Annotated in this window: 32 protein-coding genes; 5 read left to right on the top strand and 27 right to left on the bottom strand. The window is 37.2% G+C overall.

Translation table 11 applies throughout. From position 1 onward, the window contains the following. Positions 1–277 precede the first annotated feature (277 nt). From ACZ8ZH_RS18815 to ACZ8ZH_RS18775, 9 genes are all read right to left on the bottom strand, one after another. A complete protein-coding gene (locus tag ACZ8ZH_RS18815; RefSeq protein WP_033917496.1) occupies positions 278–703 on the bottom strand; it encodes a hypothetical protein in 426 nt (141 codons plus the stop codon). Between the two features lie 38 nt (positions 704–741). After that, complete coding sequence (locus tag ACZ8ZH_RS18810; protein ID WP_005006030.1) at positions 742–897, bottom strand: hypothetical protein; 156 nt, start codon at positions 895–897, stop codon at positions 742–744. A gap of 183 nt (positions 898–1,080) precedes the next feature. Continuing rightward, entirely contained in the window at positions 1,081–2,229 is a 1,149-nt protein-coding gene (locus ACZ8ZH_RS18805) for a hypothetical protein (protein ID WP_047471716.1), read from the bottom strand. A 307-nt stretch (positions 2,230–2,536) separates the two neighbouring features. Then, positions 2,537–3,145 (bottom strand): hypothetical protein, encoded by a 609-nt coding sequence (locus ACZ8ZH_RS18800; protein ID WP_047471710.1) that lies wholly within the window; start codon positions 3,143–3,145, stop codon positions 2,537–2,539. 31 nt (positions 3,146–3,176) lie between these two features. Beyond that, positions 3,177–4,010, bottom strand: coding sequence for a hypothetical protein (locus ACZ8ZH_RS18795; RefSeq protein WP_033917499.1), 834 nt, complete (start codon positions 4,008–4,010; stop codon positions 3,177–3,179). A 12-nt stretch (positions 4,011–4,022) separates the two neighbouring features. Then, positions 4,023–4,664 (bottom strand): hypothetical protein, encoded by a 642-nt coding sequence (locus ACZ8ZH_RS18790; RefSeq protein ID WP_024160763.1) that lies wholly within the window; start codon positions 4,662–4,664, stop codon positions 4,023–4,025. 220 nt (positions 4,665–4,884) lie between these two features. Beyond that, the gene (locus tag ACZ8ZH_RS18785; RefSeq protein WP_024160762.1) at positions 4,885–5,415 is read right to left on the bottom strand and encodes a hypothetical protein; all 531 of its coding nucleotides are present in this window, start codon (positions 5,413–5,415) and stop codon (positions 4,885–4,887) included. A 200-nt stretch (positions 5,416–5,615) separates the two neighbouring features. Then, positions 5,616–6,089, bottom strand: coding sequence for a hypothetical protein (locus ACZ8ZH_RS18780; protein WP_227504915.1), 474 nt, complete (start codon positions 6,087–6,089; stop codon positions 5,616–5,618). 88 nt (positions 6,090–6,177) lie between these two features. Next, positions 6,178–6,612, bottom strand: coding sequence for a DUF6573 family protein (locus ACZ8ZH_RS18775; protein ID WP_005006045.1), 435 nt, complete (start codon positions 6,610–6,612; stop codon positions 6,178–6,180). 152 nt (positions 6,613–6,764) lie between these two features. Here ACZ8ZH_RS18775 and ACZ8ZH_RS18770 point away from each other — a divergent pair, with 152 nt between their 5' ends. Then, positions 6,765–7,262 carry a cold shock domain-containing protein gene (locus ACZ8ZH_RS18770; protein ID WP_024160760.1) on the top strand — a complete coding sequence of 166 codons (498 nt, stop codon included), beginning with the start codon at positions 6,765–6,767 and terminating at the stop codon, positions 7,260–7,262. A 69-nt stretch (positions 7,263–7,331) separates the two neighbouring features. Here ACZ8ZH_RS18770 and ACZ8ZH_RS18765 read toward each other — a convergent pair whose 3' ends face one another. The 9 genes from ACZ8ZH_RS18765 to ACZ8ZH_RS18725 form a co-directional block, all read right to left on the bottom strand. Beyond that, positions 7,332–7,670, bottom strand: coding sequence for a hypothetical protein (locus ACZ8ZH_RS18765; protein ID WP_024160759.1), 339 nt, complete (start codon positions 7,668–7,670; stop codon positions 7,332–7,334). 157 nt (positions 7,671–7,827) lie between these two features. Beyond that, positions 7,828–8,925, bottom strand: a complete 1,098-nt coding sequence (locus ACZ8ZH_RS18760) for an adenine nucleotide alpha hydrolase family protein (protein ID WP_024160758.1) — start codon at positions 8,923–8,925, stop codon at positions 7,828–7,830. 176 nt (positions 8,926–9,101) lie between these two features. Further along, complete coding sequence (locus ACZ8ZH_RS18755) at positions 9,102–9,578, bottom strand: hypothetical protein (protein WP_005006052.1); 477 nt, start codon at positions 9,576–9,578, stop codon at positions 9,102–9,104. Between the two features lie 151 nt (positions 9,579–9,729). Then, positions 9,730–10,020: a hypothetical protein gene (locus ACZ8ZH_RS18750; protein WP_470247937.1), complete on the bottom strand. Its 291-nt coding sequence runs from the start codon at positions 10,018–10,020 to the stop codon at positions 9,730–9,732. 12 nt (positions 10,021–10,032) lie between these two features. Further along, complete coding sequence (locus tag ACZ8ZH_RS18745; protein WP_024160756.1) at positions 10,033–10,875, bottom strand: hypothetical protein; 843 nt, start codon at positions 10,873–10,875, stop codon at positions 10,033–10,035. Positions 10,876–11,126: 251 nt separating this feature from the next. Continuing rightward, positions 11,127–11,657, bottom strand: coding sequence for a hypothetical protein (locus ACZ8ZH_RS18740; protein WP_024160755.1), 531 nt, complete (start codon positions 11,655–11,657; stop codon positions 11,127–11,129). A gap of 43 nt (positions 11,658–11,700) precedes the next feature. Beyond that, complete coding sequence (locus ACZ8ZH_RS18735; protein ID WP_057694171.1) at positions 11,701–12,264, bottom strand: hypothetical protein; 564 nt, start codon at positions 12,262–12,264, stop codon at positions 11,701–11,703. Between the two features lie 144 nt (positions 12,265–12,408). Beyond that, on the bottom strand, positions 12,409–13,167 hold the full coding sequence (locus ACZ8ZH_RS18730; protein WP_005006069.1) for a Fic/DOC family protein: 759 nt from the start codon (positions 13,165–13,167) through the stop codon (positions 12,409–12,411). Positions 13,168–13,236: 69 nt separating this feature from the next. Then, a complete protein-coding gene (locus tag ACZ8ZH_RS18725; protein ID WP_005006071.1) occupies positions 13,237–13,449 on the bottom strand; it encodes a hypothetical protein in 213 nt (70 codons plus the stop codon). Between the two features lie 197 nt (positions 13,450–13,646). On the opposite strand from ACZ8ZH_RS18725, the gene ACZ8ZH_RS18720 reads away from it, so the two are divergent. Beyond that, complete coding sequence (locus tag ACZ8ZH_RS18720) at positions 13,647–14,102, top strand: hypothetical protein (protein WP_044111924.1); 456 nt, start codon at positions 13,647–13,649, stop codon at positions 14,100–14,102. 102 nt (positions 14,103–14,204) lie between these two features. Here ACZ8ZH_RS18720 and ACZ8ZH_RS18715 read toward each other — a convergent pair whose 3' ends face one another. Next, positions 14,205–14,741, bottom strand: a complete 537-nt coding sequence (locus ACZ8ZH_RS18715; protein ID WP_038350032.1) for a hypothetical protein — start codon at positions 14,739–14,741, stop codon at positions 14,205–14,207. Positions 14,742–15,099: 358 nt separating this feature from the next. Here ACZ8ZH_RS18715 and ACZ8ZH_RS18710 point away from each other — a divergent pair, with 358 nt between their 5' ends. Further along, a complete protein-coding gene (locus ACZ8ZH_RS18710; RefSeq protein WP_024160750.1) occupies positions 15,100–15,360 on the top strand; it encodes a hypothetical protein in 261 nt (86 codons plus the stop codon). Here the strand turns inward: ACZ8ZH_RS18710 and ACZ8ZH_RS18705 are convergent. The 5 genes from ACZ8ZH_RS18705 to ACZ8ZH_RS18685 form a co-directional block, all read right to left on the bottom strand. Then, on the bottom strand, positions 15,352–15,846 hold the full coding sequence (locus ACZ8ZH_RS18705) for a hypothetical protein (RefSeq protein ID WP_024160749.1): 495 nt from the start codon (positions 15,844–15,846) through the stop codon (positions 15,352–15,354). The two genes, ACZ8ZH_RS18710 and ACZ8ZH_RS18705, sit on opposite strands and share 9 nt — an antisense overlap. A gap of 93 nt (positions 15,847–15,939) precedes the next feature. Beyond that, a complete protein-coding gene (locus ACZ8ZH_RS18700; protein WP_024160748.1) occupies positions 15,940–16,365 on the bottom strand; it encodes a hypothetical protein in 426 nt (141 codons plus the stop codon). Positions 16,366–16,406: 41 nt separating this feature from the next. Beyond that, positions 16,407–17,300: a hypothetical protein gene (locus ACZ8ZH_RS18695; protein WP_024160747.1), complete on the bottom strand. Its 894-nt coding sequence runs from the start codon at positions 17,298–17,300 to the stop codon at positions 16,407–16,409. Further along, complete coding sequence (locus ACZ8ZH_RS18690; protein WP_024160746.1) at positions 17,300–17,728, bottom strand: hypothetical protein; 429 nt, start codon at positions 17,726–17,728, stop codon at positions 17,300–17,302. Before ACZ8ZH_RS18690 ends, ACZ8ZH_RS18695 begins: the two co-directional genes overlap by 1 nt. A 227-nt stretch (positions 17,729–17,955) precedes the next feature. Beyond that, positions 17,956–18,780, bottom strand: coding sequence for a hypothetical protein (locus ACZ8ZH_RS18685; protein WP_139420425.1), 825 nt, complete (start codon positions 18,778–18,780; stop codon positions 17,956–17,958). 186 nt (positions 18,781–18,966) lie between these two features. Between ACZ8ZH_RS18685 and ACZ8ZH_RS18680 the strand changes: the two genes are divergently transcribed. Further along, complete coding sequence (locus ACZ8ZH_RS18680) at positions 18,967–19,293, top strand: H-NS histone family protein (RefSeq protein WP_024160744.1); 327 nt, start codon at positions 18,967–18,969, stop codon at positions 19,291–19,293. 79 nt (positions 19,294–19,372) lie between these two features. Here the strand turns inward: ACZ8ZH_RS18680 and ACZ8ZH_RS18675 are convergent, their stop codons facing one another. Together ACZ8ZH_RS18675 and ACZ8ZH_RS18670 are read right to left on the bottom strand one after the other, a co-directional pair. Further along, a complete protein-coding gene (locus tag ACZ8ZH_RS18675; RefSeq protein WP_144583860.1) occupies positions 19,373–19,642 on the bottom strand; it encodes a hypothetical protein in 270 nt (89 codons plus the stop codon). Further along, on the bottom strand, positions 19,642–19,986 hold the full coding sequence (locus ACZ8ZH_RS18670) for a hypothetical protein (RefSeq protein ID WP_038350037.1): 345 nt from the start codon (positions 19,984–19,986) through the stop codon (positions 19,642–19,644). The genes ACZ8ZH_RS18675 and ACZ8ZH_RS18670 overlap by 1 nt, the downstream gene beginning before the upstream one ends. A 160-nt stretch (positions 19,987–20,146) precedes the next feature. Here ACZ8ZH_RS18670 and ACZ8ZH_RS18665 point away from each other — a divergent pair, with 160 nt between their 5' ends. Next, positions 20,147–20,335 carry a hypothetical protein gene (locus ACZ8ZH_RS18665; protein ID WP_125274517.1) on the top strand — a complete coding sequence of 63 codons (189 nt, stop codon included), beginning with the start codon at positions 20,147–20,149 and terminating at the stop codon, positions 20,333–20,335. 142 nt (positions 20,336–20,477) lie between these two features. On the opposite strand, the gene ACZ8ZH_RS18660 is transcribed toward ACZ8ZH_RS18665, so the two are convergent. Further along, on the bottom strand, positions 20,478–21,560 hold the full coding sequence (locus ACZ8ZH_RS18660) for an AcrVA2 family anti-CRISPR protein (RefSeq protein WP_098733232.1): 1,083 nt from the start codon (positions 21,558–21,560) through the stop codon (positions 20,478–20,480). Between the last annotated feature and the right edge of the window lie 9 nt (positions 21,561–21,569).

The raw sequence follows: 21,569 nt of genomic DNA, 5'->3' as shown, positions 1-21,569 counted from the left end.
ACCAAAAACTTTTTTAAAATTATTTATTTTTATTATTGTTTTACTGGTCCTTGCTGCGACTTTTAACAGATAGCAGCTAAAAATAGTAATGAGGATGCTATTAAAATGATGGAAGCAATTAAGGTACCATACAAATAAGCATTGATCCTGGTGCGCCAGATCTAGCGCTGGCCACAACCAAATTTCTAAACCTTTTTTTAATCAATTAAAAAACATCGAATGCGGTTTTCAACTGCCAACCAGTGAAGCAATAGACATGCTTCACTGGTTGTTGTTATTAAGCTTCAGTCAATTCATTAATATCTAGGATATGAACGCCGTTTGATGTCAGTAGCCAACATGAGAGGGTATGTGCTTCAGTGACTTGAAGTATGAGGCTGTTAAGAGTGTCACTAGATTTTTTGCAGTAAAGGCAATCAGGTTCAGGATTGCTACCATCATCATCAATCAATGGCGTGTCAGCAATTAAGCGGTATGAAGCATACTTAATGATGTCAATATCATCGGCATTGATTGGCTCTTTTGAGCTTAGGCGTACTTGCTCTAAACTGAATGCTTCAGGTTCAATCCATTTAACCTTACTGGTGTTTTCAATCTGGTAACTTAACTGAGTGCCATCAGCAAAAAACACGACAAATTGACCATCTTCAATGTGCTGTACTTTAAAATTGCATGGAATGGTGAATGTGTTGTAGTAATTCATGGGGTTTCTCCAAGTTGTAGGCGTTGAGCCTAAGTTGATTAATCGTTTAAAACAGATTCGATAAAAGAGAGTATTTCAGCTTTAAGAGATGCTGAAATGGTTGCAGTATTTAACTGGCTTAAATACATATCAGCTTTGTCTTTTATTTCTTTTGACGTTGCGGTTTTACGAATTAAAACTAATGTATTCCACATATTAAAAGCCCTTTAGGATAGTGATTAAATCTATATTCATTATACAAAGCGCAATAGCTGTTTAATTTTTCTTAAAATTTAAAAATTCAAAACCTTTTTAATCAATTAAAAAAACATCGAATGCATTTTAAAAAATACCCAAAAGAAAAGGGATAAGGTTTTACGCTTATCCCTGTTTGGGTTTTAGATATGGCAATCAACAATCGTGATTATATAGTCGCTTGGAAAGCTCTTGAGCAAGGCTTGGTTTTTGTTTTCCCAATCTTCTTCCTTGCGAATATCCAGTCCAAACATGCCACACTCTGAACCTGTCCAGTCGCCTATTTCATCACCACTGGTCGCATCTAAGAAACAGTATGTACCGAATGGGTTTGCTGATTTTTTAGCTAGGAATTCTTCACGGCTCACCAAAAATTCATCAAATTCATGTCCGAATATGCCAAACAGGTTATCCGTATCACTGGCTTTCATTAATAAGATTGCATCTTGGTTATGATAGAAATTACGCTTATCGTTCACTGATTCGATTGATTCATCAGACCAAACATCAGCCCATGACCGCCAAGTACGTGAAGCATCACCGATACACTTCTCAAAATAGTCATAAACACGGTTAGCTTCGGTTTTTAAGCGGTTGATTTCGGTTTCAAAATCTAGCTCACCAATCGGGCAGCTATCCACTTTTCGTCCATCAAGACGCAACAGCATGTTTTTCCAACGTCCTCCGATTTCATACCAATCGTATTTCGGATTCGGGTTGGTGGTGGTGAAGTAATCGACCACTTTACCGTCAGCATCAAGCTCTATCCATTCTGTCCAACTTTCATCAGGTTTTTCACCTGTCAAAACAGTCGGCGTAACTTTTTCGTTATACCAGTTAATGAACTGTTGAAGCTCAAACACTTCAGTACATGGCACATCTTTTTGATGCCATTGAATGAACATGCCTAAATCACGAATGCGACTTGAGTACGTACCATCATCGTTTTTGACCTGTACCACTGATAAATGCTTACCGCCGTTCGGGAAGTCAGCAAAAATATCACCTTTGTTGTTTTTGATGGCATAAAGCTCTAAGTCTGTTGCATCACGCACGAAACGAGAGTCGTCAAGAAACGCATAGCGTTCTTCACCATCATCTAAGATAGGCTTTGAGTTTTTCATCAAAGTGATTTCTGTCGATTCGTATTGGTCTTTAATTTCGTCCAATGATGATTCTGAAATGCAATATTTGTTTTTAATGCCTGAGCATTCAAATTCGTAAAATGGTTCTAGGGCATCTACAACATCACCATCAGGGGTGGTAACTACTGCAACTGTGAAATGTGACATTTTAAAATCTCCAAGTTTTGAGCCGTGTGCTCTACATCTGAGATTCCATAATAGTTATTAAGTGGCGTTTATAACTTTTCCCTTAAAATATTAATGAAGCTGAATTTAACAACGGTAGTGGTTCAGTAATGACAATATTTTAATCAATTAAAATCACCGTATACGTTCAATAAAACTAATATCAATTATTTATATTTAATTAAACAAAATAAGGCTCACATATTAAAATAACCTGATTACATAGATCTATATCAAAAAAAGATGGCAATAATTAATAGTTGCCATCTTTTTGAGTTCTAGTTAATGATTAAATATATTCTTCAACCGTACTGGTCATACGTTTTTTCATTTTGTAAGGCTTGTAATGAGGAACATAACAAGGCTTGCAAACTGCTTCATAGGTTTTGGTATCAGAATGATAATAAAAGCGATCCAGTGGTTCATAGCCATTGCAATGATGGCAATAACGCTCAAAACCCAATGAAGTGAAGATCATCTTCTGCACAAATGCTTGTTTTTTATGTTTTGCTTTAAGTGTAGGTGAGTTTTTGACTTCACAAGAACAGATATAATCTTGGTAGTTATCGAACTCTGGTGCTTCTTGGTGTATGTGAACAAACCGATTTATAACTTTTGGATCAAAAATATTCCATTGCTGGTCATGTTCTGAAAATAGGAAATATCCATCTGCACCTGATGGCATTTCTTTACTGTATTTCGAGTAATGGATAACATGTTTTTCCGTTGGCTCAAAGTCACTCAGGAACATTCTCAAGGTATTGAGGTTCGGGAATTGGACTTTCATTAACTGTGCTTGAGTCACCAGATTGGATCTTGATTCGTAGTTCACCAGAACCATAATTTTACGGCTTTTGTCGATTCTGCCGATGATGTAATTATAGATATGATCAGACATTGTATTTTCTCCTATTCCATAGAGATCCATGTTAAGAACATGGATCATTACCAAAAAATGCAATGAGATCGTTGCTCTGGTAGCTAAACTGCAATTCGGTGTAGTCCATTTTCAGTGTGCTATCTAAGTACGGTGTAATGTCGAGTTGCACGAATGAATCAATAAATTCATTTTCTGCGCCATACGCATCTATTGAGCCTTTGAACAGCTCCAGTACATTGCATGTTACATAGTCGCCAATTTCTGATTTATGTGTCTTACATGATGGTAGTAGTGCCAAGTCATTCAGGATCACTTGAACATGAGTGCCATCATATGAGCCTTGATATAGGCTGTAATGTTTTTCAGGATTCAAGATACATTCAAGAACTAAATCAAAGTTGTTGCTGTAAGAGTTACGCGTAGCGACATATACACTTTCTGCTACTGGCTTTTCAACTTTGGTGAGTGTGATTGAGTCTGAATGCTCATAAGCGAACAAAATAGGGTCGTCTACGTCTTGTTCTTCATCTGGCTCAATGTCCATTAACGCCAAGCGTCTATCTTTGGTTTCTTGGTCGAGAATTTCCCAACCATCGATAGATAAAGTACCGCCGTCAGCAAGTTGAATGAGAACAGGGGTTTCTTTGTCCTGATCTGTATTGTCCAGAATGGTGAAGATCCCTAGTAATCGAACCCATGAAGTGATTAACTGGCAAATGGGTAGGTTTTCATTAATTTCATGGCGATTCTTGCAAGACTCGCTAAACATCGCCAGATTTTCAGGGTGATTAATATCAATATAGACATTGTGCAAAACAGCATCAGCACTGGTGTTGTTTGGTGCTTCGTAGCTCAATTCAATCAATAAGTATTTTTTAGACATGATCAATATTCCTTAGTACAAAACTTCAGTGCCAACAACGCAATCCAAAAACTTACCTTGCAGATCAAATACTAAAAATTGTTGCAGTTCTTTTTGTGTCGAGTGGATGTTAAAAACAGGCACAATCAAGCTGTCTTTTTCAAATAGGTTATGGTTGTTAATGACGAAATCATGAGCTGAATAGCAATGACCTTGCAGATATACACCGCAACGCATCAGCTTATCTAAATCAAAAGATTGAGAGATGTAGTGAACATCTTCTGGTGCATATTCACTGGCAATATCTCGGCTATATGCAAGATTGACTTGCTTGACCAAGCTTTGTTGAAAAAAGTCGCTGTCATGCACTTCTGAACGTGCGATGTCAGTAACAACTAAAATGGGTTGTGTTTCCCAAAAAATGCTGAGTAATTGATTAAAATCAAGATGCTCAGGGAATTGAACTTTTGAAGTAATAACGCTCCAATCATCAAGGGTTAAAGATAGAAAGTTTCCGTAATGATCAAGCGGAATAACCGTTAATACATTAAGGTCTTGATGCAATTCTTCGTTATACGAAAAATCAGCAAGGGAATGACCTGTATTTAATTCAGGATTCACAATAATGTTTAATGTTTTAGAACGGTTTGTAAAAAAATCAAGTACGCTTTTCATATCTTCAACTCCAAGTTTTAAGCAATTGCTTAGGTATGAATTAATTATATTTGTGAAATATCCCTTAAAAACTTTTCTCAAATTACTTATGGAACTGGCAATGAAAAATTTCAATATTTTTTAATCAATTAAAAAACATCGTATACGTCATTAAATCTAATGGCATAAAAAAAAGAGGGTAGACCTTTATTGGATCTCCCTCTATTTGTTTAATGGTTTCTTATGACAGGTTGTTTTTAAAGTACTCAATCAGTCTTAAATAAACAGTGTTCGCCATAAAATGTGAGCTATGCAGCGCATTAAAATCTGCGACATCTTCAAAACATTCTGTCAGTAATGCACTGGCGAAACCTTTATTCCATGTATTGAACTTTTCCAGTTCTGCATCTGACAGCAAATCATATTGAATCATGTCATTAATGGCTTGGCGTTGTAAATTTATCGCCACATCCATGACTTCGCCCTCAATCAATGCATGAGAATCATCAGGACTGAATCTAAATGATTCGTGAGCGTCTGCGATGGCTTGAACCTGTAACGGTGCATTGACTTCAATGCAGTAGGCTTGTGACTTGTGTTGGTGAAATAAAATGACATCCAGTTCAATGTTAAAAATAAACTGCGGATCTGCTTTGGTTGCTACGCCAATCACATTGATGACGCAACTTGGTAAACCGTCATACGCTTGGGTGAAGCTTTGTAGCAAGTGGCGCACATTAGCAGTACCAGTATTAAATTTTTGTAGTTGCATTGTCGTATCTCCAAGTTTTAAGCAATGAGCTTTGATGTATTCATTATATCGGTGCATGTGGCCTGTATAACTTTTCAGTAAAAGTATTACGGCTGATAGGCTCATGGTTTCAAGTTATTTTTAATCAATTAAAAACACCGTTTACGGCCATCATCTTATGAAAGGAATAAGCTATGGGTGCTTATTCCTGGTGGGTGTGATTAGTGCGGTTCTACGTCATACGTGTTTTCATTTTCTTTAAGTCTGGCTTTTTCACGCTTCAGTCTTAAACGCTCCTGATGTTCCCTGTATAGGTTGGTGAGTTGACCGACTGGCAAATGTAGAAACTTTAGATCAATGTTTCTTACCCAACTATCAACAGCAAGCTTTTTGCTTTTTTTAACGTCTGGCACTTCGTAATGATCACGCTTGATTGCGCCTTTTACGGCATTTAACACGAGATCCGCGGTAGCTTCATTCCAGCACTTGAATAATTTAATGCCTTTAAACGCCTTATATTTTGCTGGTACTTTTTCACTGTACTTAAACAGCTCTCCAGTAGATGTCACGGCGATAAACCAGTCACAACGGACAAGCTTCATCGTTTCTATACGTTTTAATTCGTTTTTTTCTCTTTGTTGTTCTATTTCTTGCATATTTGCAAAGCCGAATAAGTCAGGGTTGTCAATTTTCATAGTCGCCATTTGAATTTTTTATACCTCTCAATGAACGTTCGGATCTCAAAAAAACCTAGCATTGTTTGGTCAATGCTAGGTGTTGTGTTTATTGGTCTTCAGGCATCATAAAAGTAATGATAGGCTCACCATTCACACCAGGCCCAACCGTAGCAATATTGGTGATTAAGGTGTCAGAAAAGGTATGCGGTGTATCTTGTAGAGCATATTTAAACTTAACGCTTTGGTCATTAAGTGCAACTGAACCACGAACGCTCATGTTCAACATATCAAAGATGGTATATCCCATTAAATCATTGATTTTTTCAGCATCAGCTTCCGTACCATTCGGAAAAATTGCTTTTGCAGCTGTCAGGTGCTTGTTATACAAGTTGCTTGTAATATAAACAGGGAACTTATAGAACTGTTTGCAATCTTTGGCATGTTCTTCTTTATCGCTAAGGCAAAGAATCACGCCCTCTTCTAAAGCGTCTTGTAAAGAAAAAACAGTGATGACTTCAGCACCAGCGAAAAAATTATTCATAATAGCTACTCCATGTTTTAAGCAATTGCTTTTGATGTTTTAATTATAATAAATCCATAAACCTTAAAACTATTTTTTAAAAAAAAGATAGTATTTATTTAGGTTTAACAAATATAATTAATATAGCTTTTAATATATATTTGGGGTTTTAGGTGGTACTAACAGGAACAATTAAAAAATATAATAATGAGCGTGGTTTTGGTTTTATATCTACGAGTAATTTTGGTGATGTATTTTTCCATATTAAGGATTTTCAGAAAGGCGAACAGCCAATAGTAGGTCGAGAGGTCTATTTCGAGGTAGTTAAAAAAGAAAATAAAAATAGGGCAATCCATGTTTACTATTCCGACCATGAACAAACGCATGACAAGCAAAAATCATTGCCACTATATCTATGGATAATTTTTATTAGCATAGCTATTGGGGTGGCATATCTAGGTAGCATTCAATTAAAGAAATATCTATATAAAGATAATCAAACTACAAATGCTATATATCAAAAGCCAGTAGCCTATAAGTGCGATGGTCGTAAGCATTGCTCTCAAATGCGATCTAAAGAAGAAGCTGATTGGTTTGTGAAAAACTGCCCAGATACCATGATGGATGGTGACGGCGATGGCGATGCTTGTGAAAATGATTCAAGGTGGTAGTTGTATAGTTTCAGACAATAAAAAATGAGCTATTAATACTTAATTAATAACTCATTCCTTAGGTTGATTTTAGATTTCTGCCAGTGTTTTACCGTCTTGTAATTCATTAATCTGCGCCAGTGTGACAGCTTGAGCGTCATATTCTTCTGTCACATACGATACAATTTCTTCTATTGAACATTCACCAACTACACCCCAAAGCACAAAATTGGTATGGGTTTTTTCATTCCAGATCTGCTCAACTTGTTCTAGATCCAGATGCCCAATACTCACAAAAAGGTCATAAGCCAATGCCCAATTTTCGTAACGGCTGACAGATTCATCAATGATAGGATCATCAGACATTAAATAGGTCATCATTGCCTTAGCTTTACAGAACTTTTGCATTGTTTCGTTTAAAGTTGTCATAAACATCATCTCATATTGATTGGTTTAAAATCATTTTATGCTGACAGGTGGTGTCAAAAACTTATTCAAAAACAAAATTATTCCAAACCATTTTTAATCAATTAAAAAACATCGCTTGCGGTTTTCATCCTAAAAAGGTGCCAAATGGCACCCTAATTTACAGCGATCCACAACCCTCCTTGTTGAATGCGCCTGGTGGAACCGTCCAGTTATCCGTGAACACTGGTAGGTAATAACTTTCAATTTTGGACTGTACCAGTGCTTCCATATCCTGAATGTCGAATGGCTCAATGCCATTGCTCAGACTGACGACATCGATCTTTGAGCGACTGATCGTACAATCAAACTTTTGTTCATAACCAGCGATCAGCTGAGCGCGTTCAGGGTAGTAGGTGCTGATGGTTGACCAGATTTTAGGACTGTTGAAGATACAGGTCATGCATGAGCTACGGCCCCAACCTAAGCGATATGGCACTGGTGGAGTAACCTTGTACTTCTCCAGTAACTCCCATACTTGCTCTTCAGTGAAGTGAAGCACGTTCTTCCACCAGTCAACGCGTCTTGCTTTCTTACCGCTTCTACGGTCGCATGGGTGCGGTTCTAGCTGGTTGTACTTACTGCGGTTTGGTGACTCTTCACGGCGTTCACCAGTGATAAAACAAATGTTCTTGCCGTCAAAGCGTTCTTGGTTGTTCAATGCTCTGCGTCCGACATCGATCTTTAACGCTGAAGAACACCAGCGCGTCATGAGGCTGGCTGCTTGTTGTGGGAACTTCAAGCGTGTGCCTGTTTTACTGCGGTTGTTGTCGCGTTCAAGCTTAATTAAGCCCTCTGGTGTTTCTACGAAGTGGGGTTTTGAGTAGCTGTTTTCTTTGAGCATTTCGCCAAGGAAACCGCCCTCGAGCCAACTGAAGTACAATGGTGTGTCGAATGCCTGAGCGAATGCTTTGGTATAGTTTTCCATGAACACCCAATCCATGAACGGCTGGTTTTCTTCATCAATTTTGTGGTGCCAAAGCTCAATTTTGCTTTTATCTACTCCAGCCTCCAGTAAGCGCAAATACGCTGCAATCGAATCCTTACCGCCACTTAAGCAGACAATAAAAATGTCATAGATACTTAGATCGATGTCTGGTGCTTCATGAAAAACATGCTCAGCCAGTTCTTTGTTTAGATCGGTACCAGACAGCAACTCCAGTTGCCCGGCTATTGTTGGGATGATGACTTGATCATCGTACTTATGCGCTGTATTCACTCGACTTACTCCAGATTTAAGGCTTTGTGCCTTGCTTGCTATGGATTAAGTATAGAGGGGTGTACCAGGGGAAAAACTTTTCTCAAAATTTAAAAATATTGAAAATATTTTAACCAATTAAAATCATCGTAAGCGGTTATAACGTCTAGCAAAACGGCATTGCGCCGTTTCGGTGGTTACTTATATTTTTGGATGATGCGTTCAATAAATCGAATCATTGTGTCCTTATCAATTTTGGCCTGGTCGTAATTGTCATAGCTAAACATCACCAAAGCATCTTCCTGAGTGATGCCAAAAAACTCACGTACTGCTTTCCACTGGTAAACGACTGGTACAGTGACAACAGGCGCATCTTTTAGCTCTTCATTGCTGAGTATTTTTTCATACATGAAGATTGGCCCAACAGAACCATGAAAATTGAAACCTAGATTTTGGAAATACTCGACAGACGTAGCCCAACCAATCAGGCATCCTACAATATTTTTATCTAACAATTCTTCTGTGGTGAAACCTGAAAAGAAATCGGTGTGTTGTTCTGTATGGCTTGCGTCATAATCACGCCAAATGTCGAAATCAAAGCTTTCATCAGGAATGACCTCGATCACTAGCTCAATCAGCTTTTCTAAACGCTCAACGGTCGTTGCTTTGTTCATATCTGCTCCAAGTTTTAGGCGGTGTGCCAAAAGGGGTAGCGGTACATATTGGCGCACGTACCGCTGTTGGAATTACAAATCCAGTTGAATTAAGAACAGAGGTAAAGGTGCATCACTGTCTTGTGTAATGATGTGGTTGAACAATAAAGTTTCACCCTAAGCAATAAAGTGCTTGCCGACAAATGAGCATAGGCAAGAAGAAACTAAATCCCTCAAAAAACACGCCCATGTCGTAATCATCTTGAAAAGAAAAGGGCTGTGAAGTGATACTGACATTCTCAATAGCACTAATTAGTGCCTCGATGTTGGTATGTTTTGCTGTATCGATCACATACACACGAAAACCGGCTTCTGTGGTGTTCGGTATCTGTTGTACTTGCTGTGGCAAGTAAAAGCCAAGTTCGTTGATGGCACTGACGAGTTGCGGATTTTCAATTGTCATGGGTAGGTTTCCTTATTGAACTACTTTTGCGCTATTTAAATTTTGCAATGCGATATGCGTTAAACGTTGATTAATGATTTCGTCATACGGCGAAATGAAATCCTCTTGCCAGTTATGCATGAGATGTTCGATCGGGTATGTTTCCAGATATTCTTCTAATGCTTCATTCGGCTTAGGAACGAAAGCTAATGGCTCTTTAATGTTGTAATTGCTGGCGATGTATTCCAGTGGATCACAATCACCTGGTACGTTGACCGTAGCAACAAACTCAAGATAAGCACCATCGGGGAAAAACTTATTGAAGCAATCAACCACAACAGATATTTCACGGACTTCATCATCATTTAAAGTGAACTCACGGACTTCTTTATCCAGTGCAACAATTGAGCTAGATAACAAGTGGTCAAGGTCTTGTGGACGGATGTTCACGCAATTAATAACTTGGTTGATATGATGAATAATCTCGTCTTTGATTCGGTCTTCAAAAGCGTAGTTGCTGTCAAAAATAATATGATCGACATCTTCATAATTGAGTCCAAAAAACTCACGTACTGCTTCAGAACCGCGATAAACAACATTTGTTTTGAGTTCTTCATAAGTGAATGGCTCACCAGTATTCGCACGGAATGGTGCATAAAGGGGAACGCCGTCTAACATCATGAAGTTAAGTCTTTTAAATGTTTCATCAGCTGTCGCCCAACCTATGACGCAACAATTAGCATCACTATTTATAAGTTGAGCAAAAGTCATATTGTCGGTACCAGGGATCGTGCGCCATAAATCCAGATCAAAACGCTCATGTGGTACTTGCTTGATGATATTTTTTAAATGATTTAGCTTATCAAGTTGATTCATTACAGGACTCCAAGTTTTAAGCAATTGCTTTCGATAGAACCATTTTATTTAAAAAATACTAATGAATAACTTTATTGGAATTAATTAACCGACCTAAAACACGTAATGGATATTTGAAATATTTTTAATCAATTAAAATCATCGTATACGTTTTAAGCCATGCTTAGACGGCGTATATACCGGTCTATTTTTCTAATGCAAAAAAAAGAGTACTTAAGTTCGGACTTAAATACTCTTAATGAGTTGGGGCATTATTTCCGATTGGCTAAGTTGAAAAATAGTGAATACATTGCATTCTTAAATAACCAAAAGGTGAGGGGATTATCCGCTTCATCTTTAGACTGGTGGCGAATGATATTCCAGTTGAAATACTTTTCTGAATAGCCCATGTGAGTGACATAAGCAAAATTACGAACGTCATTTTCTGAAACGTATTGGAATGCTTGTTTAAGCTCATTTTGGGCGTTTTGTTCGCCGTCATGGTCAAAAGCATCAGCTTCTAAGATAAGTTCGCGCATGCCGACCATAGCAAGGTATATGACTGCTTCAAAGTCATAGTTCATCATGCGTAGGAAGTGTTTTTTCAAAAAAGCTTCGTCAATGTGTTCAACTTCTTTGTAATTTTTAAGTGCGCTTAGACCATGCTCACCAAAGATATATTTAAGTACACGAAATTGAGCGCATAACGGCAAGTTTTCACCCTCCACATGTGAGCAAAGGGCGGTGTAGCGGTTCATGTCGATGACTGAGCTTAGAGATTGTTTTAAAGCGCCTAATAGCATTGTTATATCCTTTTTCGGGTTTTGTTTATTGTATGGTGTACGGTTAAGCAAGAAATGTGTTAACTAAATGAGTTGTGTCATGGTGTTGAGATAACTTTTCGGCATCCATGTCGTTATGTTCTTCATAGATAGTTTTTAAGGTTTTGATGGTTTCATGCATCAAGGTTTCATGATGCTCAGTATTGAATTTGAACTTGTGGCACTCTTTAGCAAGGGATACACGAACTTTGAATTTTTCTAAAAATTCGATGGTTTTATTGGTGGTGTCACTTTCACATCCAAAGTAACAAACATTATCAATATGCAATGCGGTTGTTTTCAGCATTAATGGATTTTTATCAAACACAAAATAAGCAAAAATGCAGCTTTCTCGACTGTTGTAAGTAATGTAAGACTTCTCAACATTAATTGCGTCCACTGATTTAAACCAAACAACGCCATCGTCATAGGTTTCAGCATGGCTTGAGAAAAGCATATAAATTAAGGTGTCGATAATTTCTGCGGTGCTGTTGCCGATAATTAAATGATTCAGACTTGAATCACTTCCGTTTGTAAATTGGTATTGAGCGACCACTTTATTTGCAAATTGATGTGCTGCGTTATTCATTATTCATCTCCAAGTTTCGGACAATATTTTCCTAAGGTTTTATTTTAATCTGAGCCACTTCATTAGAAATTTTTCTCAAAAAAAAGATTCTTTTTTCAAGAATCTTTTAATCAATTAAAAGCCATCGTATACGGATTAATCTAATTATCCGTAACTCGGTGAATCATCATCATTTGATTTATCCTGGTCATTTTCCTGTTCTTGCTCTTGTTCTTCCGTATTTTCAAGCTTCAGGACTAGATCGTATGGTTCAATGATATTGTCCATGACTTTTAAAAGGTAAGAGAGGTCTTGTTCCATCGGTTCTAGGTTTTCATAGTTTTCACCGACATAAAGCTCTTGATCTGTCAGTGAACGTTTAAACGCATAGTTCCAATCTGATACGGCGACCTTGCTATATACCATGGTGTAACCAGCATCATTCGCCAGCTGGTTCATCATCAGTTTAGCAGCGCGACCGTTACCCTCTTCAAAAGGGTGAGCTTCATTTAACTTGGCATAAAGCTGAGTGAACTCTTGCACAAACTGGTCTTTGTCCAAACCTTTCAGGTGGTCTTTTTCTTTAACCGCCTGTGAGAACTTATTCAGTTCATCAGGGATCAGGTTTTTATCTAGGAAATGACCGATTTCATAATTACCGTTCGGGTCGATCGCACGTTTAGAAATGTCGTCCAGACGCACTTCTCCAGCCCAATCGTAAATATGCTCAAAGATTTTTTCATGGATTTTAGAGAGGTGGTCGAGATCGTAATTGCCACGTAAAGGCGAAATTTCCATTTTCGCTATTCGATGTTCCGTGATTTCTTTTTCCAGTGCCTTTTTATAGTCGCCTTGCGCTTGGCAACTGGTAGGTTGAGATAAGATGTCTTTTGCATCTAAATAAAACTCAAGTTTATCGTCCATATTGTTCTACTTATGAGTGATTGGGTTTGGTAATCCGCTGTAAGCTAGATTAGGTTGTATTCGCGATGATTAGGCTTTGTTTTTAAGTGCATTCCATTTTTTCATCAATGCAGCTTCTTCCTCGTCAAATGTTGTTTGACCAGTTGCTAAGCGCTCCATACGTGCGTTTGATGATGCTTCACATGCTTTAACAATGTGAGGGGAGAACTCTTGAGCTACATTGCCTTGAGCAGAACGGTATGCAGCACGTACACGGTCTTCGTATTTCACTTCTTCAGACATATCGGTTTCCTGTATCAACAATCTGTAAATTACAATAATTGTAACCCCAAACAAGGGGGAGATTCTTGCTAAATTGCGTATAAACAATCTTATTGGTATATACCGATTAACAAAATCAAATAAGATTAGAATTCCAAAAAAATCAAATATCGTATATTAAGTATATAATTTAAGTATATACAGGAAAGGCGTTAAACATGAACTTATTCAAAACACTAAAATTATCTGCAGTTGCAATAATCTCAGTGTCTATGTCGTGCGCTGTTTTAGCTAATGGTTCTTTAAATAACCTGAATACAAACAGCTTAAAATCTGCTGTTGCGCTTTCTCCTACTGCTGAAAACAAACTTAAAGTTGAGCGTTTGCTTAACACTAAAACACCGTACCAGATTGAAACTGGTGCGGTACTTAAAAAAGTGAAGTATTCAAAACACTTTAATATGAACGTTCAGATGTCTAGCAAAACTGCAGATAAATACTCTTCTGATGAAACTGATTCTTTAAACCGCTTTGTGAATGAAAAGATTCATCCGTTTTATTGCTCTGTATTCGCCAATGCTCCAGTTAAACCAGATCTGTATGTAGACATCGTGGACAATCAGGGTGAATCATTCTTTGGAAGTGCTGAGCGCTATTCAGATACTTGCCAATAGTTTTAAGGGCTAAATATTACATAGATCTGTTAACGCCGTTTTAGGCAAAAAAATAGACCGCTTAATTGCGGTCTATTTGTTTTTATACTGGCACCTAAAGCCTTATGGAAAAGTCTTAGGTAGCACCGCTGTATAGCCTACGATCTTGCGTATTTTTATCTGCATATCTAGATGCAACGGCTGTACTGTCAACCGATTGAAGTAAGACTTAATCTCGCGCATCCACGCGTGGAAACGATCATCACAATGACGCATAAGCTTCTTAAGGTGATTGCGGTCAGCTTCTTGTAAGAAACTGAGTTCGCTGTCGATTGACCAAAGATCAATATCCTGATCATTTATACATAACAAGTACTGCGTATCAACGACCAATGAAGATACCAACTTGCCTTGGTCTTGCTTGTAGATCAGCTCAAAATCAACTAGTGCATCTAAAGCGCCGTTGATATTTTCGATTTGAATGTCACGGCGTAAACGTACTGGTAGCTCCAGCAGTACAGTATTCTTATTTGACTGGTAATAATCAGCACGGACTTGGCTATCCCATGCAATATTTTCAAACATAAAATTTTGAAAAGAGGTGAGAGAGTCTTCTTGTAGACCAACAACTTTTGTTTTAGATAAGATTTTAAAGTTCATATAATTTCTCCAAATGGTGAGCATTGAGCCCATACATTCATTATATTTCACTGTACCTTTTCAAAACTTTTTTCAAAAAATATAGATTGTTTTAATGCTGTCCACGTTTACATTACATAGACAATGGCAAGAAATCTAATTAAACTGACCTTGAATAAGAAATGCGTTCAAGTGATTTGTGTTTTTTTATTCACCTTTCAATTTTAAAGAGCCAGGCGTTTTGCGTCTGGTTCTTTGCTTTCTGGTATATACCAAGCACATTTTTTTAATGTGCATTGACCAATCTCAATAATAAAGTTTCAGCTTTAAAGCTTATTTATCGCTACGATTAAGCTAGTTGCTAGATGGGCTTTAAGATATGAATGCATCAAGTACAATAGCTTTAATGGCGGTATCTATTGGTTTTCCAGTGGTATTAAACTTTGACTTTGCTTTTACTTATTTAATTGTTTTTGCCTTATTCCTCTGCACGATCGCTTTAATGTTTATGATAGTTTTTATTGTTCATAACGGTACTGTGACGGAAAAGATTAGCGCAATAATTAAAAGGATGTTCTTTTTTGCTGGTTATTGCGCTTGTGTATTAGGTGCGGTTTTGTTTACAAGATGCCTAGTCTAGTACGTTAATATTTAATGCATATTTGCTAAATAAGTAATACCCAATCATACAGATCGCTAAAGTAACTACCGTCACTTTACGCGTTGAGTTCACAACTTCAGCACTGTCTTTCTTGCTATTAAAAATACCAACTTTGACTAACTTAAACACTGAGTCAAAAAGGGTGATGGCAAACCACGTTCCTAAAAAGTAAATCGCCATGGTCAAATATTCCTGTTTGTGCAACACATACTTATATAAATAGACCAGTGTAGTGACCACAATTAATGAAAATGAAGCGCCATAGTGCAAGGTTTTGACGGCATTGCGATGTTGTTTTTCATTGTTGATGTTAATCGCTGCGTTGATAAAACAAAAAATTGCCAATTGTCCAATGATGACGACAATCCCCATTGCAAATAATTGGATGTTAAGACCATAAGCCTCTTCCACTAAAATTACGGCGCTTGCAAACGCAAGGAACATTAAATATATGAGATATGGCATGATTCTCTTGGTATGAAGCGATGATATTGGATGATTCTAGGCTAAGGTTCAAAAAAAAAGAAGTATGCTGGTCGCAACATACTTCCGATCTGATCAGGCTTCTACGTTCTGATTGATATAGTTTTTGTAGGCTAACTTCACTTCACTTAAAAGGGCTTCTTTCAAAACACCTTTGTCTTTTATCGTTGGATTGTGCAAACCAAGTGACGCACGGCGCTGTTTAGTGGTGTTTTTATTGGCATCTGTTACCCAAACTGAGTCGATATAATCATCAACTAAAGCATGCAATTCGTTTGGTTTTACTGCATTGTCTAAATTGGAAAGTATAGCCTTATTGTTTACGATCGCTAAACTTTCATCATATTCTCGATAGCTTGTACGTAAAGAATTCTTAAAATGAAGCAATTGATCTTCAATTTTTAATTTACCGCCATCAAGCTCGATGTCGATTACAAATGTCGTGATTTTAGATGATAGACCTAAAACACCAACTGATTTAACGCGAACAATAGTATCCATAACAACTCCAAGGTTTTGAGCAATTAGCTCAGGTAAAACGGTTAAACTTTTGTGAGATCTGCTTCAATATCTATCAGCAATTCTTTTACTGCTTTCATGTGTGGCAATAAAGTATAGGTGTTCATTTCACTATTAAATGCACCAGCTTCAAGTTGTACACCAGCAATAAACGGCTCATTGATTAAGTTGTTGCCAATGAGATGACTTAAGCAAGCCTGTACCAGTTCGTTATTTTCTTCAGACTTAACCAGTAGGGGATACAAAACCACGAGTATTGGTAAATCACAAAACTCCATGTTGTTTGCATCAAGTAGCTGTTTAAGTGCATCCTTAATATCTTCGTTGAGAACCAACAGTTCTAAACCTTTTTTCATGTCTTTATAGGCGTTATCAATGGCCACTTCGGAAAAGTAAAACCAATCGCGCTGGTCATCGAGCATGAAGCTATCTAATGCAGCGATTTTCTGTAAGATCTGCAATTGTTCAGGGTTGAACGTGCGAATCGCTGTTCCATTGATTTTATGCTGTAACAACAGCTTTAACGCCTTTTGCGCTTGATCGTTTAACTGCTGTACTTCTTGATTGAAGAAACTGCATAACTGATTCGACAGATCTACAAAGATAGAATTGTCATAGCAATCAGGTACCACGTTTTGAGTGGATAGCAACATAAAGCCATTTTCTGACAGCTCAGGATTCATATAGATACAAAGATTATGATCTTCGGTCAGCTCTGCAAAACCTTTTAAAGTGGTATATGCAATTTCATGATTAGGCAATTCAATGCCAGCATGGATATTAATGTGGAAGCTTGGGCTTTGGTCGCCGTGGTCTTGATCTGCAGTACTGATCATAGATAACAGGGTTTCCAAAAGCGCCGTATTCTTACGAATAGGCGCCATAGCTTCATTAATTAAGATAAAGCTACTATTCATTAAAGTGCCTCCAAGAATAGTGAGCCCACAATATCAGTATTGAGTGGGTTAATTTCAATGAATTCGACTAGCTCCAGCGCTTTATCAAGTGTGAGTTCCTTAGCGCGGAAATCAAAAAGTGTATCCACGCCAACGCCATCAATCACACCATATGAAGACATCAACTCTTCCAATTCAGGGATATTTTGATAATTTTCTTCAGCCAAGTTTTCCAAGGTCAAAAGGGCATTATCTACATGTGATTTGAACATGTGAGCAAGGAAGAAAGCTAAACGGTGCTCATGAGGTGCGCGAATGAAGAAATACTCACTATGCTCGTCATCGTTAGAATCCTGGCGTGACGCTTTAACCAAGAACAAAGGTAAATTGTCAGTACTGCCGTAAACTTCGTTAAAATCGATCGGGCAAAAATTAGGGTTTAAATTCATGAGCTTTCTCCAAGTTTTAAGCTATTTGCTTGATTTGGTTTCATTATATTAAGAATATGAACGGATAAAGTTTTTTTAAAAAATACTTATTTAAGCATCCAGAAAGAATTAATAATGACGAGCGCCATTGCAGCGCTAAAAATTCAAAACCTTTTTTAATCAATTAAAAAAACATCGTTTACGTTTTTAAGCGCAACTTTAAGAGATTTCTCTCTTAAAGGCTTAGTTTATTCAAAAGTGTTGGTGTATAAGTCGGTCTTAATAAGATTAAACACATACTCACATTCAACAACGAGATTTGCATATTCATCATCAAAACATTGTTCATCTTCAAGCATAATTTCAAGATTTAAAGGCTCAATCACTGAATAAGGGTTTTTGACGCCAGTTTCTTTGTAATTTGAAATAATGACCTGAATTGCTCTAGATGCAAAGTTACCCTCAAGCGTGTGGCTAAAGTAGAAACGATTTCTTGTATCGCTGTGAGTGCTGTCGATAGGTTCTAAAGCTGTACCAAACTTGTAGGTAGTCAGCAACTCTATAACGTCTTGAGCAAATGTCGAGTTTAAAGGGGCATCACTTTTTAGGTTGAATGCAATGTCTTTAAACTGCTTCAAGATTTCTTGCTCTTTAGACTCGTTAAAGTTTTTGAAATATTCGTCATACTTATGCTCACCATGATTCGACAAAAGTTTATGGTGGTAGTTGTATTCGTCTACCACGGTCAACAGGTCAAGTTTTTGCAATAATTCAAACTCGTCTTTTGTAATTTCTTTAAAACCTAAAACGTAAAAAGAATCACCGCTGATTTCCCAAGAGTCATAGCGAGTTTTAAAATCATGTTCTTCTAATAAGGTTTCAATGTCTTCAAGTTCTTCACTCTCATAGCTTGAATACTTAAACAGGGTGTAATTAACCAATGCCATTAAAGCTGGCACTTCTGAAATTTTTTTAGAGGCATATAAGCCGATATTAAAATCACAAATACGGATACCAATTGGTAGTGCTGATGTTTCGTTAATCGCAAGATTCATCATGAGATACTTGTGCATATTAATTTACCTAACAGGTTGAATGTATTTTTAGATTAATGTATTTAAAGTGGGAATAACTTATGCTTAAAAATTAGAATAGCCATGGAATAAGTCGAATATTTTAATCAATTAAAAGTACCGTATGCGGTTGTAAACAAAACGCACTGGTGTATATTTGATATATCCAAATTTTCGAGATTAGTTATGGAAGTTGAAAACCTAAGTAAAGACCAGTTAGAAGACCTAATTAAAAAGGCACAAAACCAAATTGTTGTAGTAGAGAATAAGAAACTTGATGACGGTTATCTCAAAATGTTTGAGATCGCAAAAGAATTAGGCTTAACTATTCTTGAATTAAATGAGCACGGCGAAAATCGTAAATTAAATAAAAAGCCAGTGGTTAAAGCAGATCCTAAATATCGCAACCCGAATAACCACAAAGAAGTGTGGGCCGGTCGTGGTAAACGTCCATCCTGGTTAAATCGTGAGATTGAATCTGGAAAAACATTAGAAAGTTTTCTTATCGTATAAATATTAAAAGGGCTTAAATGATTTAAGCCCTTTTTTTAAATGCAATTGTCAGTGTTGTTTAGAGCACGTGCGCGACTACTTAACAAAGTTCAGCTTTGATGTGTTCTAACACATCTTCTTCAACACCCTCATTAGAAAATGCTTCAATGAATTCATTCAGGTTTTCATTGCTTAATGGCAAACTTCCGTATTGATCTACTGCAATCATTTGTGAGTTATGCACCAGATATTCAATACTGCAGTCAACAGAACAAAAGGTTTCTTGAATTACATCATTCACCTGATGGCCAGACTTTTTATCGTTAGTATCAATATCACTATTACAGTGAGGGCAACTAAATAATCCCATTACGCAACTCCTTTCTCAATTAAGCTAATTACACCGTGTTCTAATTGATCATCAAACCAGTGCCAGATAATGAAGCGGTCTGTACCTTTGCCCCATAGATGAAAGTCTTCTTCGATTTCATCATCATTGTTTATCGGGGTGTTGCCAAACTCTTCCCATAATGTTTTATGGGTTTTGCCTTGCAAGCTTAATACGCCATTTTCAGAATTTGCTTCAAACCAATCTAGGATCTGATAGCGATATGTACCTTTATTCCAGATATGGAATTCGCATGGTAAGGAATTAGATTCATCAAATTGAATCTGCTGTAATTCACTCCATAACTGGTCTATTGATTTAGCCATGCTTTATAACTCCTTGCTTAATAATTCAATTTTAATAAATAAAAGCGCTCAAAAACTTTTCTTAAAAAACATATAAAATCTGTTAATAATTCCTTTTGGAAAAATACTATCTAAGCAAAACTATTGTTATTATCGAGTGAGCTTATTAAGAGGTTTAAGCATGAATCTAGATAAATACGTTAAAACAGATATAGACGATGGCAATGGTCACATTTGGCTTAAATTTACGAATGATTCAGGTAATGATACTTTTGCTTGTAGTCAATGTGGCTATATGAGACGGGTAGATAGTAATAATCGCCCACTAAACAAAAAGTGTGTTGGTAAAGTGAAAATCACGCTGCGTTAAAATTGAGATTTACAAAAACAAAATAAGAGCCAACATAGGGCTCTTTCTTATTTCATGGGGCTTTTACTGGCTTTACGGAATCAGTGTTGGAATCCAATATTTTTTAGACTACCCAACCATTGCGTAATTAATAACTTATTCCTTAGAGCCCTTTTTCTTTAGGCACACCGCCAACAATCTGAAATGGTATCCAATGGTTAACCCATTTTTCTTTGGTACCACGTTTGCCCAACCAGTAAAAGTTCCAGTGAGGAACCCGTGGATGTGGTTTTTTGGTACCTTTGTAGTTGCCAGACTTTAGATCTTCATCGCGCTTTAGGATCGCTTCATTGATCTTTTTATTTGTTTCGGTACCAACAATAGTCGGCTTGTACTTATTGGCCTCAAATAAACGCAATTCACGCTTAATCAGCTCTAATTTAGGCCTGGCTTGTGTTGTTTCTGGTGTTAATGGTCTGAGATCTGGTTCTTTTTGGCTGAACCATAGAATCAAATTGATTAGCTTCTTCTGCAGTTCCATGAACGTGTTAATTTCTTGTTCATCTGGCAAGTTCTTTTCATCAAAAAACGTATCAATGAAATCGGTCATGCAGTCCTCAACAGTTGATTCAAAATCATCATCATCAGGGAAGTGCATGGTAATGGTTTTTGCTAAGCCAGTATCGGTATATACCGTGGTAAATAGCACCTTGCGATCGTTCAACGTGTTTTTCGCAAAAATAACACCGACCACTTGTTCATTTTGCACGTAGAGATTGGCATTGTCGGTTTGAACGTAGATCGCAATATCAGGTAGGTTTAATAGGAAACCGGGGATACTGCGGTTGTACTCGGTCTTTACAAGCATTTGAATGACTTGATCTTCAAACCGATAAATATTTTTGGTTAGGCTCCATGAGCCAAGAGTAATGATTTCACCAATGTTGCAAGGTAGCTGATTGATAAATGAGAGTGGAATTTCTTGGCCAGTGGCTTGAACACCCATAATGGTACTGGTGCGTTTCATTCGTTCACGCCAGATAGGATCTCGACAATCTAGTGCAGCATATGTCCATTCATCACCACTGATTAGGCATTCGTGCGGATCTTTACTGTTTTGTCGTGCGATCGCATAAGCTTCTACACATTTCATTAAGCCATTGAGGTTAAACTTCACATGTTCTAATCGCGCTGTGATGACTTTAAGTGGTATTCCTATCTTTGGATCTAAATCTTTATTTCTCATGTTGAGCAA

It is taken from the genome of Acinetobacter sp. SW-226 (genome assembly GCF_055632855.1).
This window is presented reverse-complemented; position numbering and strand designations above follow the sequence as displayed.